The sequence below is a fragment of the Bacillus sp. ABR genome (assembly GCF_056172715.1).
In genome coordinates, this window is the sequence record NZ_JAOYSL010000002.1 from 487,509 (window position 1) to 503,796 (window position 16,288).

19 protein-coding genes are annotated in these 16,288 nt (G+C 41.4%); 2 read left to right on the forward strand and 17 right to left on the reverse strand.

Annotation, left to right across the window (positions count from 1 at the left end):
- Window positions 1-5: 5 nt before the first annotated feature.
- The 7 genes from OIT90_RS07910 to OIT90_RS07940 form a co-directional block, all read right to left on the reverse strand.
- A complete protein-coding gene (locus tag OIT90_RS07910; protein ID WP_058839021.1) occupies window positions 6-836 on the reverse strand; it encodes a manganese catalase in 831 nt (276 codons plus the stop codon).
- Window positions 837-962: 126 nt separating this feature from the next.
- Window positions 963-2,003, reverse strand: coding sequence for a 2,3-butanediol dehydrogenase (locus OIT90_RS07915; RefSeq protein WP_025092841.1), 1,041 nt, complete (start codon window positions 2,001-2,003; stop codon window positions 963-965).
- Window positions 2,004-2,073: 70 nt separating this feature from the next.
- Complete coding sequence (locus OIT90_RS07920) at window positions 2,074-3,294, reverse strand: MFS transporter (protein ID WP_144464168.1); 1,221 nt, start codon at window positions 3,292-3,294, stop codon at window positions 2,074-2,076.
- A gap of 371 nt (window positions 3,295-3,665) precedes the next feature.
- Window positions 3,666-4,415, reverse strand: a complete 750-nt coding sequence (locus OIT90_RS07925) for an SDR family oxidoreductase (protein WP_474892500.1) — start codon at window positions 4,413-4,415, stop codon at window positions 3,666-3,668.
- Between the two features lie 44 nt (window positions 4,416-4,459).
- The gene (locus OIT90_RS07930; RefSeq protein WP_474892425.1) at window positions 4,460-5,233 is read right to left on the reverse strand and encodes a class I SAM-dependent methyltransferase; all 774 of its coding nucleotides are present in this window, start codon (window positions 5,231-5,233) and stop codon (window positions 4,460-4,462) included.
- A gap of 85 nt (window positions 5,234-5,318) precedes the next feature.
- Entirely contained in the window at window positions 5,319-6,533 is a 1,215-nt protein-coding gene (gene fdhA, locus OIT90_RS07935) for a formaldehyde dehydrogenase, glutathione-independent (protein WP_024423097.1), read from the reverse strand.
- A gap of 413 nt (window positions 6,534-6,946) precedes the next feature.
- On the reverse strand, window positions 6,947-7,549 hold the full coding sequence (locus OIT90_RS07940; protein ID WP_474892501.1) for a class I SAM-dependent methyltransferase: 603 nt from the start codon (window positions 7,547-7,549) through the stop codon (window positions 6,947-6,949).
- A gap of 267 nt (window positions 7,550-7,816) precedes the next feature.
- Between OIT90_RS07940 and OIT90_RS07945 the strand changes: the two genes are divergently transcribed.
- Window positions 7,817-7,942 (forward strand): YjcZ family sporulation protein, encoded by a 126-nt coding sequence (locus OIT90_RS07945; protein WP_008342643.1) that lies wholly within the window; start codon window positions 7,817-7,819, stop codon window positions 7,940-7,942.
- 43 nt (window positions 7,943-7,985) lie between these two features.
- On the opposite strand, the gene OIT90_RS07950 is transcribed toward OIT90_RS07945, so the two are convergent.
- The 7 genes from OIT90_RS07950 to OIT90_RS07980 form a co-directional block, all read right to left on the reverse strand.
- The gene (locus OIT90_RS07950; RefSeq protein WP_155267112.1) at window positions 7,986-8,147 is read right to left on the reverse strand and encodes a hypothetical protein; all 162 of its coding nucleotides are present in this window, start codon (window positions 8,145-8,147) and stop codon (window positions 7,986-7,988) included.
- A 160-nt stretch (window positions 8,148-8,307) separates the two neighbouring features.
- A complete protein-coding gene (locus OIT90_RS07955) occupies window positions 8,308-8,442 on the reverse strand; it encodes a YrzI family small protein (RefSeq protein WP_064497892.1) in 135 nt (44 codons plus the stop codon).
- A 451-nt stretch (window positions 8,443-8,893) separates the two neighbouring features.
- Window positions 8,894-9,124, reverse strand: a complete 231-nt coding sequence (locus OIT90_RS07960) for a YrhC family protein (RefSeq protein ID WP_034279976.1) — start codon at window positions 9,122-9,124, stop codon at window positions 8,894-8,896.
- A 72-nt stretch (window positions 9,125-9,196) separates the two neighbouring features.
- On the reverse strand, window positions 9,197-10,345 hold the full coding sequence (locus OIT90_RS07965) for a bifunctional cystathionine gamma-lyase/homocysteine desulfhydrase (protein ID WP_039180222.1): 1,149 nt from the start codon (window positions 10,343-10,345) through the stop codon (window positions 9,197-9,199).
- A gap of 1 nt (window position 10,346) precedes the next feature.
- Entirely contained in the window at window positions 10,347-11,270 is a 924-nt protein-coding gene (locus tag OIT90_RS07970) for a PLP-dependent cysteine synthase family protein (protein WP_423358324.1), read from the reverse strand.
- A 46-nt stretch (window positions 11,271-11,316) separates the two neighbouring features.
- Entirely contained in the window at window positions 11,317-12,012 is a 696-nt protein-coding gene (gene mtnN / locus OIT90_RS07975; RefSeq protein ID WP_024423101.1) for a 5'-methylthioadenosine/S-adenosylhomocysteine nucleosidase, read from the reverse strand.
- Between the two features lie 15 nt (window positions 12,013-12,027).
- A complete protein-coding gene (locus OIT90_RS07980; protein ID WP_251180534.1) occupies window positions 12,028-12,669 on the reverse strand; it encodes a class I SAM-dependent DNA methyltransferase in 642 nt (213 codons plus the stop codon).
- 186 nt (window positions 12,670-12,855) lie between these two features.
- Between OIT90_RS07980 and OIT90_RS07985 the strand changes: the two genes are divergently transcribed.
- Window positions 12,856-13,059 (forward strand): YrzA family protein, encoded by a 204-nt coding sequence (locus OIT90_RS07985; protein WP_024423103.1) that lies wholly within the window; start codon window positions 12,856-12,858, stop codon window positions 13,057-13,059.
- A gap of 38 nt (window positions 13,060-13,097) precedes the next feature.
- Here the strand turns inward: OIT90_RS07985 and OIT90_RS07990 are convergent, their stop codons facing one another.
- The 3 genes from OIT90_RS07990 to greA all read right to left on the reverse strand — a co-directional run bounded on the left by OIT90_RS07990 (window position 13,098) and on the right by greA (window position 16,097).
- The gene (locus tag OIT90_RS07990) at window positions 13,098-13,763 is read right to left on the reverse strand and encodes a YrrS family protein (RefSeq protein WP_058839014.1); all 666 of its coding nucleotides are present in this window, start codon (window positions 13,761-13,763) and stop codon (window positions 13,098-13,100) included.
- A gap of 67 nt (window positions 13,764-13,830) precedes the next feature.
- Window positions 13,831-15,573: a peptidoglycan D,D-transpeptidase FtsI family protein gene (locus tag OIT90_RS07995; RefSeq protein ID WP_059374688.1), complete on the reverse strand. Its 1,743-nt coding sequence runs from the start codon at window positions 15,571-15,573 to the stop codon at window positions 13,831-13,833.
- 50 nt (window positions 15,574-15,623) lie between these two features.
- Window positions 15,624-16,097 carry a transcription elongation factor GreA gene (gene greA, locus OIT90_RS08000; RefSeq protein ID WP_047202506.1) on the reverse strand — a complete coding sequence of 158 codons (474 nt, stop codon included), beginning with the start codon at window positions 16,095-16,097 and terminating at the stop codon, window positions 15,624-15,626.
- Between the last annotated feature and the right edge of the window lie 191 nt (window positions 16,098-16,288).

A 16,288-nucleotide genomic window follows, 5' to 3' on the forward strand; every position in this document is an offset into this window, starting at 1 on the left:
CTTTTTTATTCACCCTTTTTTGGTGTGTTAAACAGTTCTTTTGGTGCGGGATTGAGCTTTGGTGCTGAGCCGAATACGACAGGTGCAGAAATATATCTGAACTCTCCTTTTCCATCCATGCTGCGGCCATGTGCCCATCTGCCTTCCTTGCTTTCTTCCCCTCTTGAAAAGTTAAACAAATCATAGGATACTTGCTGTTTTTCTAGTGAACGAGGGAAAGTGGTTGGTACGACGACATCCCCTTCCCGCTCTTCTAATTCCTTAATTGCCGCAAGCCACATATTTTGATGATATGTATCACGAGCAATGAGGAAGGAAAGCATATCTTTGACGCCGCGGTCATCTGTCATCTCATAAAGCCTTGTGACCTGAAGTCTCCCCTGTGATTCTGCATTTAAATTGGCTCTGAAATCCGCCATTAAATTTCCGCTTGCAATGATATACTTGGCATTCCACGGATACCCTTGACTATCCGCTGCCATCGCCCCTAAGCCGGCAACAATTGCATGCTGCGGATTCATTCCGCCCATAACAGCCGCAAGTGCCGGATCACTTTGATACGCCTGTTCCTGTTCTTTTACCGGTGCTTTATCAAGTAGACGAGCGATCATTGTCGCCAGCATTTCGACATGACCAATTTCCTCTGTCCCAACATCAAATAATAAATCCCTATATTTTTGGTCTGCCCGGCAATTAAAGCCTTGAAATAAATATTGCATCATCACACTAATTTCACCATATTGACCGCCTAATACTTCTTGCAGCTTTTTCGCGTAAAGCGGATCAGGTTTTGAGGGCTTTGCTTCATATTGCAATTCTTTGATGTGATAAAACATGATGTCATCTCCCTTATCAAAAACATCTTTTCCCTTATCACTATTCAACCGCACCTTTCTTTATGAAAATGACCTGATCACATAAAAAAAAGAGAATGACTTATGCCATTCCCTTTGTTATCCTACTTATTCAGCACTGACTAAAATTTTCACTTGATCTTTTTCATTGATTAAAGCATGGAAGCCATCCTCGATCACATCGTCCAGCTTGATTTTTTTCGTGACGAGTGTGTCTGCAGAGAAATAGCCTTTTCTCATTAAGTTTAATACAGATGGGAATACGTCTCTGTAGCCGATAATTCCTTTCACTGTACGTTCTTTAATGACAATATCGTTCGGCATAATTTCCGCGCCTTTTTCCCAAATGCTTACAATGACGGTTTCGCCTGAAATTCTAGTTGATTGGATTGCTTGCTTCAATACAACAGGTACACCTGTCACTTCAAAAGAAACATCGACGCCACCGTTTGTACGGCTTGCGATTTCTTGAACAACATCTTCATATTGAGAAGGATCTACAATGATCGCTCCAAGCTCTTTTGCTTTCTCTTGGCGTTCTTTTGATAATTCAACTGCATAAATATCAGTAGCACCAGCTGCTTTTAATGCTTCAATGACAAGTAAACCAATTGGTCCGCAACCAAACACAGCCGCTGTATCCCCAGCTTGTACTTTACTAGAACGTACCGCATATAAAGCAACTGCAGAAGGCTCAACAAGCGCGCCTTGCTCATATGAGATTTCGTCTGGTAATAAATGAAGTAATTCTTCATCAACTGATACATATTCAGAGAATCCACCGCCGCCTCCGGCAAGTCCTAAAAAGCCCATGTTTTCATCTAAGTTATAAGCACCTTGATGCCCGTGAGTTGCAAAAATAGGTTCAACAACCACTCGATCGCCTACTTTGTAATTGCTCACGCCTTCTCCTACTTCAACAACTTCCCCAGAGAACTCATGTCCCAATGTAATTGGTGCTTTTTCTTTTGTAAGTGGATGAGGTTCATTCACAGGAATGAAGATCGGTCCGCCTAAATATTCATGTAAATCACTACCACAAATGCCGCACCATTTTACTTTCAGTTTCACTTTACCTGGAGCAACTGTTGGTTCGTCAATTTCCTCTAGTCGAATGTCCTTTTGATCGTGCCAGCGTAGTGCTTTCATTTGTAAGACTCCTTTTCTCATCAATTTAATTAACTTACTTAAATAATGATAACATAATTTTTTTAATTTTCTAAGTAGGATGCACTATTTTTTTGACAGTCAATGGACGAAAGATGACAAAACATAGCAATAGACAGATAAGAAGCATACATATACACCCAATGATGACGGACATTCTGATCGATAAAACATGAGCGAGCCCGCCGAATATTCCTGTCATGGCTATTGTCAAAATGGCTTCAATGAAAGCATAAAAGCTGGCTATCCTCCCCATCACCTCTACTGGGATATTTGTTTGATAGAACGTCATAAAACCTGTATTCGCAAAAGCTAAAAAGAAGGCTAAAACAAAAAATCCAACAGCGGCTGCAAATAGGGTGCTGGAAAATGCATAAATAAGATAGCCAAACGCCACAAACAAACTGCCGATTCCAAGCATCAGCGAAACTGACAGCCTTTCGACAATGACCGAATTAAGACTTGCCCCTGCGATGATGCCTGCTCCAGCCACACTAACAAGAAGGCCATATTGGGTATCAGTCAGCAGCAGTACTTCTTTTGCAAAGGCTGTTTCAAGTGAGTCAATGGCCGTAGGAAGGACCGATATCGCCGCACTAAATAATAAATATACCGCCATGATCTGGCGTGACGTCAGACTAAATCGCAGAACAAGCTTTGCATCCTCTTTTAACATTGAAAGGGAAAACCCCTTTTGGCCAGCATCTGTTTTGAGCAAATTCGGTAAACACATCGTTAACAGAGCAGATATCAAAAGGCAGAACGCATTTACATAAATTGAAAGAACAGGCGTCCCGATGAGAAAAAGTAGACCTGCTGCTGCGGGTCCAAGTAAAAATCCACCGGATTGTAATAAAGAGCGAATGGCATTAAACCGTTTTCGGTTATCGGCCGGGATGAGTCCTGTCATATACACCATCGACGCTGGATGAAACATCGCTTGTGCCATCTGTATGAAAAACACCATGACATACAGGATGAGCAGATGTCCTGAAAATAAGGCAAATGGGATGCATGCAATGAGCAAAGCACGGGTAATATCTAAACTGATCATCACATTACGCTGATTCAGTCTGTCAATCAAACTGCCAGACCAGCTATTGGTCAAAAGAGAAGCTGCCGGTCTTAGCAAATAAACTGCTGTTACAGCAAGTACAGAGCCCGTTTCTTGAAAAATAAGCAGATGGAGGGCAATCATATAAATCCATTCTCCTATGTTTGCGATCCCGATGGCTCCAAGCAAAATACTCATATCCCGCCAATGTTTTTTCATCATTGTCCCCCCTATTTGTCATAAAAAAAATCCCGCCCCCAAGACATTTCTGTCTTGAGGACGGGATTTACTCCGCGTTGCCACCTCAGTTCATTCATCTGTTGCCAGATGAACCTTAGCGGGTGATCATTCACCCTTCTCTGTAACGGGAGAAATTCGCTGCACCACCATCCGAGAGAATCCGGTGCAGAGCTAAGAGGCTTGGTTCCATCATGCTTCCCAGCTCCTTCTCAGCTTCACGGAGTTCTCTGTGTGGGGCAGCTATGATGTACTCTTCTCTATTGGCGCTGTGTCTTTTTTTCATCACGATCTTCAGCTGAATTGTTACATATTGTACTGCCGCTCGATCAAAGCGTCAATGTTTTTTTATGTTAATCCGCATAAATCATTTTTCTAGTCATGCCACCATCAACAACCAAATCTGTACCGGTCACAAATTGATTGTCTTCATCTGTTAAATAAAAACAAGCTTTCACAATATCCTTTGGCGTGCCGACTCGATTGGAAAGATGCTGCTGATGGTCAACTTCTCGAAGACTTTTCTCATCCTTCGTTTCAATCCACCCAGGGGAAATGCTATTCACCGTAATGTGATCCTGACTAAAAGAAACCGCCAAGGCATGAGTAAGCGCGGAAATCCCGCCTTTTGATGCAGCATAAGCTTCCGTATGAGGCTCTGACATGGTCGCACGGGTGGATGAAATGTTCACAATGGAACCGCCTTTTGGATTTTCTTTCATATAACGTGCTGCTTCTCTAGCACATAAGAAAGTCCCTCTTACGTTTGTATGCAGCACATGATCCCACTCATCGACTGTTAACTCATAAGGCGATGCTGTGCACATGACGCCTGCATTATTGATGAGAATATCAATCGTTTTACAGCGCTCCGCTGCAAACGACATTAAGCGCTGGATATCCTTCTCTTGTTTCACATCCGTTTTGATGAAATAAACTTCATAGGACTCTTTTCTCAGCTGCTCCTCCAAACGCTTCCCCTTCTCTTCATCTATATCCGCAAGCATCACACGCGCCCCTTCTTTTGCATAGCCGCAGGCGATCGCTTCACCAATTCCATTGGCTGCGCCTGTGATGATGACGGTTTTTCCTTTAAAATTCAGCATTTGATTGATTCCTTTCTATGACTGGTTTGAATGATTTACTTTTACCCTTTCCTGAAAAGAGCAATCCAGTCATCTACCTCTATTGATTCTATTTGATCCTCTGTCATTTTCAATCTATAATATTGCTTTATTTTCTCGTTAGCATCTAACAAGTATTCTGTAACAATCTCTTCTTCCTTTAAATTTTTCGTTGTTCGCTTGACCCATTCTTGAAAAGGGTAACGTTTTTTTCGTTCCATTGATTTTACTTCTTTTATTCCCTCTTTTAAAAACAATTCCCGCCATTGTTCTGTAGATAGACAGGAGACATGACTTGGGTCTCTCAATCGTTCTAGCTCATTGATAAATAGTGCAAGCTCTTCATCATTTGGCGAAATATTATCAATAAAGAAAAACAGACCATTTGACTTTAATACACGAGATGCCTCTTTGGCAAACTGTTCAGGGTGCGGGAAATGGTGTGCTGCAATTCGGCATGTGACCATATCAAATGTGCCATCTAAAAAAGGAAGGCTTTCTGCATCCGCTACTACATAAAAAATTTGTGGATAAACTTTTAAATGAAGTGATGTATGAGAAAGCATTTCTTTCGTTAAATCCGTCGCAAACACTTGTTTCACATATGGAGCCAGTGTTTTTGCGGTATGCCCGCCACCAGTTGCTATATCGAGAACGACCCAGCTTTCTTCTGGAGCTGCCCATTCAACAATTAGATCTAGGTCTGCTCCCTTTGTATGAGTTTGACTCGTCACATACTTTTCTGCATTTCTCCCAAATTGTTCTATAACTCTTCTTTTGGCTTGATCTGCATTCATCTGATTCCTCCCCTTTGAAATAGATTGGATTTTCCACAATAAAGAGCCGTCCCATTTTATTGAGCGGCTCCTTTCATGTTAAAAATTATCGAGAAAGCATCCCGTGCGGGTCAATCACAAATTTCTTCGCCACACCCGAATCAAAGTCACTATATCCTTTAGGGGCTTGATCAAGGTCAATGACGGTCGCATTGACGGCTTTGGCGATCTGTGCTCTTCCGCTTAAAATGGATTTCATTAGACTGCGATGATATTGCATAACAGGGGTTTGACCTGTCACAAAGGTATGAGCTTTCGCCCAGCCAAGTCCAATTCGCACTTTCAGAGAACCGACTTTTGCATCGGCATCCACTGCTCCTGGATCTTCTGTGACGTAAAGCCCTGGAATTCCAAGCTTGCCGCCAACTTTGGTAATATCCATAATTGTATTTAAAACGGTCGCTGGTGCTTCTCCCTGATCTCCATGACCCGAAGCTTCAAAGCCGACACAATCGACAGCACAATCGACTTCTGGCTCCCCTAAAATATTCGTAATTTGTTCGCCGATTCGATCATGTTTTCGTAAATTGATCGTCTCGCAGCCGAAGCTTCTTGCCTGCTCCAGTCTTTGCTCATTCAGATCTCCAACAATCACAGCAGATGCGCCAAGAAGCTGAGCCGAATGGGCTGCTGCAAGACCTACTGGACCAGCACCTGCAATATATACGGTCGAACCAGGCTTTACTCCTGCCGTATAAGCACCATGAAAACCTGTCGGGAAAATATCGGAAAGCATTGTCAGATCAAGGATTTTTTCCATCGCTTGATCTTTGTCTGGAAATTTGAGCAGCTGAAAATCTGCATATGGAACCATGACATACTCGGATTGACCGCCAACCCATCCGCCCATATCTACATATCCATAGGCAGAGCCTGGACGGTCCGGGTTTACATTTAAGCACACATGGGTCTTTTGTTCCTTACACATGACGCAGCGTCCGCATGCAATATTAAACGGAACGGACACGAGATCTCCTTTTTGAATAAATTCCACATCTCGCCCAACTTCAACGACTTCACCTGTAATTTCATGACCAAGGACAAGTCCTTCAGGTGCAGTCGTACGCCCTCTTACCATGTGCTGATCACTTCCGCAAATATTCGTCGTCACTACTTTTAAAATGACGCCATGCTCACATTTGCGCCCCACATTGGCTTTAGGTACACCCGGGCCATCTTTTAAGACCAAATCAGGGTATCCAATATCCTCAACTGCTACTTTTCCTGCTCCTTTATAAACGACACCTTTGTTTCCCGACATGATTTCATTCCTCCCTTTTGTTTAAAAATGAAGTCTCTACAATTTTCTCTATTTCTTAAGCAATTTCCTTCTTCAAACCGCACATTATGTGAAAAAGAAGGAGGTACATGTCTACATGAGAAAGAAAAATGTGTCTTCCAGTGAAATAAAAAAGAAAATATTGAAAAAAAAGCTAAACTTTTGCAGAACGGTGTCGATATAAGAAATAAGCCAGACAGGTATCCTTAATCGACAAACAAATTCCTTATATATACTATCATTCCTTACACACCTGGCTGGCGCCTACCTTACATACAAAAGGCTCTTCTGATGAAGAGCCTTTATTTATTTTTACATTCAATTGCAGACAAAGAGGCTCCTCTGACGAAGAGCCTCTTTTTGAGTGCTTGTTCATTACCTGGGAAATATTTTCATCATTTTAAAGCTTTGATACAGATGTATGTATCATAGTGATAAACCGAGACTTCTCTAAAGTGATAAGCTGAAAACAGACGGCTGATCTCTTGTTCACTGTACGATGAAAAAGATTTTGACCGTTTTTGTTCCTTTACCAGCTCCTGCTTTTGAAAAGATAAAAATACTTCACCATCCACTTGAAGGACGCGGTACACTTCCTTCATAACTTGCTCAATATCCTTCAAGTAATAGATCGTCTGCACCGTAAATAATTTATTGAATGATCTGTCTTCAAAAGGTAATTGCTCAGCCTTGCCAAGCGTAATAACGGCTTTGTCCTGTTCCGCAAGCTTCTTATGTTTTCTTTTTGCATATTTAATCATATGACGAGAGGCATCCACTCCATATACTTTTCCGCGGTCAAGTTTTTCTGCTACCTTTGATAAGGTGATGCCTCTTCCAGTCCCAATTTCTAAAATTCGGTCATTTTCCTGTATATTTAAGAGTTGAAGCGTCCATTCATTGATATTATGATGATTTTTTTCCATATAGCGGGCAACCCATTTTGAGAACAAGCCTTTTGGTTCTCTCATTTGTTTCCCAATCCAGCTTTGAATCAATGTTAACACCTGCTTTTCACCAGTAAATATAACTATTTACAAATTTTCTTACTTTTCATATCGGCTCTCACCTAACAAAAATTAAGACCTAGTCCTAATTTATTTATCCTTTATAAGACGCTCCTTTTCAGAAAATGTTTCGCAGAAAGTGAAAATTTTTTGACCTGAATAGGCGTTTTCATTATTTGTGCTCAGATTGATTTCGTTTTCTGCATGAGCTGCATAATTTATAAATGTATCTTGATAAGATAAAGGTGGTGCTAGATTATGGGCTTTGGCGGTTATTCTGGAGGCTACTGCGGTGGCTACGGTGGCGGTTTTGCAGGCGGATTCGCATTGCTTGTTGTACTGTTCATTTTGTTGATCATCATTGGTGCAAGCTGGATTTGCTAATGTAAAAGGAGCAGGAAACCATGACGTTTCCTGCTCCTTTTCTTTAATACCAATAAGTCCGGTATTGATACATATAACGTCTGAGCATTTCCTCTTGCTCTCTTTGCATGCGGTATGGATTGCCGTACCCGTGCTTTAAGGAATGCGGAATAGATGCATATCCGTGCCCCACAGACGGAAATCTCATATAGGGTGACATCGACATTTATTGATCACCTCACAATCTCCTTTTACGGTTATCATATGTGCAGGTGATCAATGTGGAGCGTGTCTAAACCTGGTCCTTCTCCCTCGTATAACAATCAAGCATGGCAAGCATCATAAACATGTCAATCTCCTCCTTTTCACTTTTTTCATTTCCTGTTTTAGTTCATATACTTTAGTTGTTTCTGTTTCATTTCTTCATAAAATGTTTCGACTTCTTGTTCGTAAAGAACAGTCTCAATATCCTTGTATTTACGCTTGATCGTCAATGTAATAAAAAATAAATGGATTGTCATATACGCTCACCTCCCTTCAGTTCGCAGCACGCGAAATAGCCCGCAGATCTTCTTTATCAGTTGACCTGCGGGCACACAAAAATACAGCTCAAAAGACATTGTCTTCCAACCTGCAATGGATGATACGTGTGAAATCCTCGTTTACTACTTAAACAGTTATAAAGCGTGCACCGTATAAGGCAAAGGAAGAACACGAACTCTTCCACAGGCTGATGACATGATGAAATTGTTGGTTGAATTGATCACAAGTAGATACGAATAACATATTCTTCAGCCTCCTTTACGTTTTTTTAATTACTTTGTAAGTATATCCAGCAAGCACCATTTTGTAAACCTGTTTTTAGTAATATAGATGATTTTTGTGTTTTTGACTAAATTTCTACAGTTATTCTTGTCCGATTGTCCAATACAATGAAAAAAGCCCCCTCAGGCACATGAGGAGGCTTTCGAATTAATCTTCATCTAATTCTTGCAGTTTCTTTTGAAAGAAAATCGCACGTTTAACACAAACAAAAGCGGCTAATAAGAAAACACAATCTATTCCCATCATCAGCATTTTTGGAGATGCTTCGATGTGCTGGTTCGGTAAGATCGTACCAATATATAAAAAGGTGCTGACAGCAAGCAAAATAAAAGCGTACTGCTTGTAATCTGTCACTAAATCACTCCACTTTTTCTTCACTTGTTTCACCTTCCAGTTATCAATGTCTATTCATAGCTTAACATAGTGAGAGAAAGCGAGGAGCATGTAAATCTATCCATTCGCCAGCGCGCTAAGTCCTTGCTTGATATCATGTAGTAAATCATCAACATCTTCAATCCCAACGGAAATACGAATTAAACCATCTGTGATGCCAAGCTCCTCCCTGCGGTCTTTTGGAATGGACGCATGGGTCATCCGGGCAGGGACAGAAATTAAGCTTTCAACAGCTCCAAGGCTTTCTGCGATCGTAAACAGCTTTAGCTGGCTCAAAAATACATCAACATGTTCTTCTTTTCCAATATCAAAAGAGATCATTCCGCCGAAGCCAGATGCTTGTGTTTTCGCAAGTTCATGGCCAGGATGAGTACCGAGACCTGGATAATAAACACGTGTGACAGCTGGATGTTGCTTTAAAAACTCAGCGATTTTCTGTGCATTTTGTTGATGTGCTTCCATTCTTAGCCCAAGTGTTTTCATCCCTCTCATGAGAAGCCATGAATCCTGCGGTCCAAGAATTCCGCCTGTCGAGTTTTGAACAAAGTGCAGTTCTTCTCCAAGCTCTTTCGTCGCTGTGACGACAAGCCCGCCCACAACATCACTATGACCGCCTAAATATTTAGTCGCACTGTGCAGAACAATGTCCGCACCATATTCAATCGGCTTTTGGAAATACGGTGTGAAAAATGTATTATCGACAATCATCAAGATGTTGGCTTCCTTTGTCAATTCGCCGATCGCTTTTAGATCCGTCATTTTGAGTAAAGGATTGGTTGGTGATTCAATGTAAACGGCTTTTGTTTCAGGTAAAATGGCTTTTTTCACCGCTTCAGGATCACTTGTGTCAACAAAGGTTGCAGTAATGCCAATACGGTTTAGCACCTTTGTGATGACGCGGTAGGTTCCGCCATACACGTCATCTGTCAGCACAATATGATCCCCGCTGTTAAACAGCATCATCACAGCCGTAATGGCTGCCATCCCTGAACCAAATGCGTAGCCGTTTGCTCCTCCTTCAAGATCACGAATGACTGTTTCCAGTGCGGTTCTTGTTGGATTTGCTGTTCTGGAGTATTCATACCCCGTATGTTCGCCTGCTTTTGGCTGCTTATACGTGCTCACTTGGTAAATAGGTACAGACACGGCGCCTGTTCTTTCATCACCCGTTGTTCCGCTGTGAATCATCATTGTTTTTGGTTTCATTCTATTTTCCTCCCTCATAAATTCCTTTACTTAAATATCGCTCACTGCTGTCAGGAAAAATGGTCACAATGACTGACCCAGGTGCTGCTTTCTTTGCTTCCTCTAAAGCGGCAAATAAAGCAGCACCAGAAGAGCTGCCGATGAGAACACCTTCTTTTTCAGCTGCTTCTTTCACCATTCGAAACGCATCATCATCACTGACAGTGTAAATCTCATCGAATAAAGCCTGCTCCATATAATCTGGGATAAATTCAAGACCAATTCCTTCTGTTCTATGCGGGCCCGGATCCCCACCATTTAAAATTGACCCTTCAGGCTCCACAACAACCGTTTTTAACGACGGATGCTGCTCTTTTAAATAGGCGGCACAACCTTGAAAAGTCCCACCAGATCCTGCTCCTGCGACGAATACATCGATATTCCCTTTTAAGTCGGACCATAATTCCGGACCTAGCGTTCTGTAGTAAGTCAATGGATTTACTTGGTTTTTAAATTGTAAAACACAATAGGCATTGTCAAGGCTTGCCTCTAGTTCAAGGGCTCGATCAATCGCACCCTTCATGCCTTCATTTCTTGGCGTATGAATAATCTCTGCACCGAGCGCCTTCATCACCTGTTGTTTTTCTTGACTAAAATGTTCTGGTACACAAAAAATGGTCTGCAATTGATGCTTTCTTGCACTTAGGGCAAGCCCAATTCCTGTGTTCCCAGCAGTTGCTTCAATAATGGTTCCGCCTGGACGCAGTTTGCCAGATGCTAATGCTTCTCTGATGAGCATATCACCTAAACGATCTTTAATACTTCCACCTGGATTCATCATCTCAAGCTTTGCATACACCTCAACGCCTTCTGGGACGCCAATCCCTGACAGCTTTAAAAGCGGTGTGCGGCCAATTAATTCGGTAATATCCTTTATGACAGCCATATAATTCCCTTCCTTTGCATGGAAAAGAAGGGGGAAACCCCTTCTTTTATTGTGTTTGCTTTATCATACGCAAGACAAGGTCGGTTGAGTGAATCGCTGCTTGCTCAAGGAATTGATCAAAGGAGATATTGGATTCTTTCCCTGCAATATCTGATAGCGCACGAACGACAACAAATGGCGTACCAAAGAGCTGGCATACTTGTGCAACGGCTGCAGCTTCCATTTCCACCGCATATAGCTCTGGAAACTTCTCTCTTACAAACGCTACACGATCCGGATCATTCATAAATGAATCTCCTGTTGCAATCGTTCCTTTTGCCACTTGAATATGATCGATCTCTAAAGCAGATTCCTCTGCAAGCTTCACAAGCTTTTCATCTGCAATGAAAGCAGCTGGAAGTCCCGGCACTTGTCCATATTCGTAATCAAAGATGGTCACATCTACATCATGATGTCTCACATCAGTAGAGATGACAATATCACCTACATTTAATGAGTGATGGAAACCGCCAGCAGATCCTGTATTGATCACATAATCTGGCTGAAAGCGGTCAAGCAGTAATGTTGTGCTGACCGCTGCATTTACTTTTCCAATCCCTGATTTTAATAAAATCACTTCTTTATCTTCATAAACACCTGTTGTAAATTCACACCCAGCGATGTTTTCTTGTGTAGCATTCTTTAGTTGATCTCTTAAAATCGTCACTTCTTCTTCCATTGCACCTATAACTGCGATTTTCAAAACAAAAACATCCTTTCATTCCCTTTTCTTCGCTTCTACGATCCAAACAAAATCATTCATTTGATGAAAGGATGTGCTAAAACCTTCTTCTTCAAAGATTTGCTTTAACACATCAATGGATGGATAATATTCCGTTTCTAAATCCTCTGCAAGCTGATCGAACCCGGCAGCTCTCGCTTTGTCGATTTCAGCTTGATGTGCTGCTTGATTTTGAAACATTGTATCAGCAAAGACTATTTTACCATCTGAGTGAAGGATGTTGCTATAGGTGTGAATGGCTTGTTTTTTTTCTTCATCCGTTAAATGGTGGAATGCATATGAGCTGACGATCGTATCCGGCTCAAAAGGCGTCGCTGGAAATGATAAAAAATCCCCATCATGAAGTATATTTGGTATTCCTTTTTGAAGAGCTGCTTTCTTCATGGCATCTGATGGTTCAACACCAAACACGTTTTTATCAGCTGCAAGCAGGAGCGCTGTTAGATTCCCCGTACCGCTTCCAAACTCAAGAACATATTGGCCTGAACGGCGGGTAATTTCTTTTAAAATAGCCGGATACCGGCGAAACACTTCTTTATACTGCTCGTCATGACCACTCACCGTGTCGTCATAAGAGTCAGCCCAATGATCAAATAAAGAAAGAAATTCACGTCCCATTTTCTTTCCCTCCACTTTATCTTTTTATTCCTATGCGTATAGTATGTTTTATTCCGTCGAACAGTTCCTATCCTACCACAACTTCTGTTTCTTTCCTACTAAAAAATACTGGGAGAGGTAGAAAAATATTTGCCCTTCTGAGGGAGAGAGATTAAGATGAATGAAGAGTATAGAGAGGTGAATCAAATGGATTTTCAGCTGGATTTTTTAAAGGATAAAATTGAATTTTTTGAAGCAACATCTTTAAAAGAACTTGAACAAAAGATCCAAAAACAAATTGAACATAATCAGGCGATTCTGCTGACCGTTCATTCTGTCAGTCATCAAACGACTGTGATCGATGAGCGGATTTTGTATACAGCAGTTGTTCATTTTAAAGCGAATGTTTAAACAAAAAAGATAGCATATCTGCTATCTTTTTTTCATGTTTATCTTAATTTTTCAACCTTCACAGGTTTCCAGCCTTTTTCATCTACCCACGTAATTTCCACGCGGTAGCGTTCACCTGTTGATTTATCACGGATGGTTCCTTTTGCATCTTGAGGACCTCCGTTATTTCCTAACCAAAGAACGGTCATTTGATCTTCTGAAATCCCTGTCGCATAAGACATCGCTTTGATCATTTCTTTCCAGTCTGTTGAGCTCGAATCATAGGTTGCTGTATGTGAACCGGATTGCTCTGTTCCTACAGGCTCCCAGTCATCGTTTTCGTATGTTTTGTCGACGTCACTTGTTTTGCCGCCGTCTGTTTCTTTGGCGTCTTTTAACGCATCTTTATTAGGTTTTTCTTCATCATCTGTCTTCTTCGTATCGTCGTCTTGATCAGATGAATCATCTTTTTTTGCATCTGAATCATCGGATGTGTCTTTCTTTGGATCTTTCACATCTTCTTCTGAGTTTTGTTTATTTTCACTTGTTGCAGGTGCCGTTTTTGATGGTGCATCCGCTACATCTGTATCTTTCGGCTTATTAAAAATTAACAAACTCGATGCGACAACCAAAATAAGCACCACAACGATACCAATTAATATGTTAAGCACCATATTTGCCTTTCTGCGCTTATCACGATGTTCAAATCGAGAATTTCTACTCAAAATCTCTGCACTCCTTTGCCTCTGTTCCCTAAGTCGTTACTATTCTAACATGTCATGAAGGGATGTTCTATGTCTGTTTCTTTTCAATTTCATTGACCTTTTTTACAATATCATAAAACGCATCATTTGTCTTAGCCCGGCCACTTGTCTCGTCAAGGTGAACAACGACAAGGGCGTATTTTGGTTTTTCTACCGGAAAGTATCCAGCAAACCACTTATGATAAAGCGGATTCCCCTTTTTGTCTTGACCGCCGGTTTGGGCAGTACCTGATTTCCCCGCTACATCGTATGGCAAATCTTGAAACCTTCTTCCGGTTCCCTTGTCAGAGGTCACCACCTGTCTTAAGAATTTTTGCAGCTTTTGAGCTGTATAGCGGTCTATGCTGCTCCCTTCAGGCCGTTTGTTTTGAAAGGACAGCATCGTTGTTCCGTTTTGATACAGCACTTTTTCTGCGATTTTCACTTCTTTTCGTTCTCCTCCTCTTGCGATCGTAGCCATCATATTCGCGATTTGCAGAGGAGTCGTTTTGACATTTTTTTGTCCTATTGCGGTTTGTGCAATGGCTTTTTTGACATGCTTGTCTCTTTTATCTCCCCACACACTGCCTGTTTCTTCACGATCAAACTGTTTGAAGTGCTGCTTATGATAGACATCCCCTTCCCAGCCAGCTCGATCTAAGAGTCCAAGCTTTGCAGCCGTCTTTTCGATGATTTGATCATCTGCTTGAATGAGCCTTTCAGCAAGTGTCGCAAAGGTATAATTGCAGCTCTCTGAGAAACTGTCCGTCAGATTTAGCACTTCCTGTTTTCCTTCAGGCTCTCCATATAAATTCTTTCGACAGTCATACATGGTTTGTGGCTGGTCAAGGTTTTTTTCGATTGCTGCGGCAAGCACAGCCGTTTTAAAGACAGAGCCTGGTGCAATCGCTGTCAGCATGTAATTTCTTGCCTCGTGCCGGTTTTTGCTTGTGACATTTGGGGTACTCGCCATCGCCAGCACACTGCTTTTTTCAATGTCAAGCAGAACGGCACCGCCTTTTTCAACGCCTTGTTCTTTGAGCACCTTTTCCATTTCAGCCTGCATGTCTTCATCTATTGTTGTCTGTACCTGAAGTGGATAAAAGGAATGAGCTTCTGCTGTATATTTGACGTCCATACCGAACAAAGGGTTTCCCCTTCCGTCCACATGATATAACAATTTTGTGTCTTGCTCGGGTAATAGAAATTCGTCAAAGGTGCTTTCCAGCCCAAATGTGCCGATTTCAGTACGAATGGAAAGCTCTTTTTTGTCAGGATAACGCTTTCTCAATAGTTCTGGATTCTCGCTTGTGAAACCTAATGTGTGGAGGGCAAGTCTTTTTTTGTCCTTCTCTTTCATATATACGCCGTACACACCTGAATATTTCATATCATTGATGTCTTTCAGCTTTTTTTTCGAAATGTCATCTTTTAAAATGAGCGGTTTTTTCGTTTCTGTTAACTGTTTTTTGAGTTCATTCTCTTCCATCTCAAGAATTGAGGCAGTTTGCTGCAAGCGCGGAAGATCATATTGCAGGAAAGGAAATAAGATAACCGCGGGCTGTTCTTTTGTAAGAAGTGCTTGGCCGTTTCGATCTAAAAACTCACCGCGTCCGTCTGAAATGACGACTTCTTCTGTTCGCTGTTTGACACTTTCTTGTATTAAATTGATATCAAGCTTTGAAAACGATTCTGTGAAGAACAGCTGAATTTCTGCCAGTCTCATCAGAAGACCGAGAAATAGCATAAAAATAATCGCACCTGTCCATTGAATTCTTCTTTTTTTGCGCATAAAAACACCTCGTCCCTATTGTGGACGAGGTGTTTACGTGATAAACGTGATTATGAAATTTTTACAATTTGGACGAACATTTCTCCGCCAGGTGTTTGAACGGTTACTTTGTCGTCTACTTGTTTACCTAAAAGGCTTTTTGCAATCGGTGAATCGTTTGAAATCTTGCCTTCAAACGGATCAGCTTCTGCACTTCCCACAATGGTGTAAGACTCTTCTTCGCCGTCTGGTAATTCAACGAATGTCACCGTTTTACCAAGTGAAACAACATTTGAATTTCCTTCATCTTCGATAATTTTGGCATTACGAATCATATTATCAAGCGTTGTAATACGGCCTTCTACAAACGCCTGCTCTTCTTTAGCAGAATCATATTCCGAGTTTTCAGAGAGGTCTCCAAAGCTTCTAGCGATTTTAATACGCTCTACAACCTCTTTACGTTTAACCGTTTTCAAATGTTCAAGTTCTTCTTCTAATTTACGCTTTCCTTCTTCTGTCATTGGAAATACTTTCTCTTGTGCCATGAATCATTCACTCCTTCTATTAATCCTCATCATACAAATTTCTGCACGTGAGTGACGACTGAAATATACAAGAATGAGGACATGTTCAGGCCCTCATTCCTTCTGTCCCATATTCGTAAAAGTCCATCTTACATGGCGTCCCTTTTAGATGCAACTATTATGCCTTTTATTAGACAGGACCACTCCGCAGC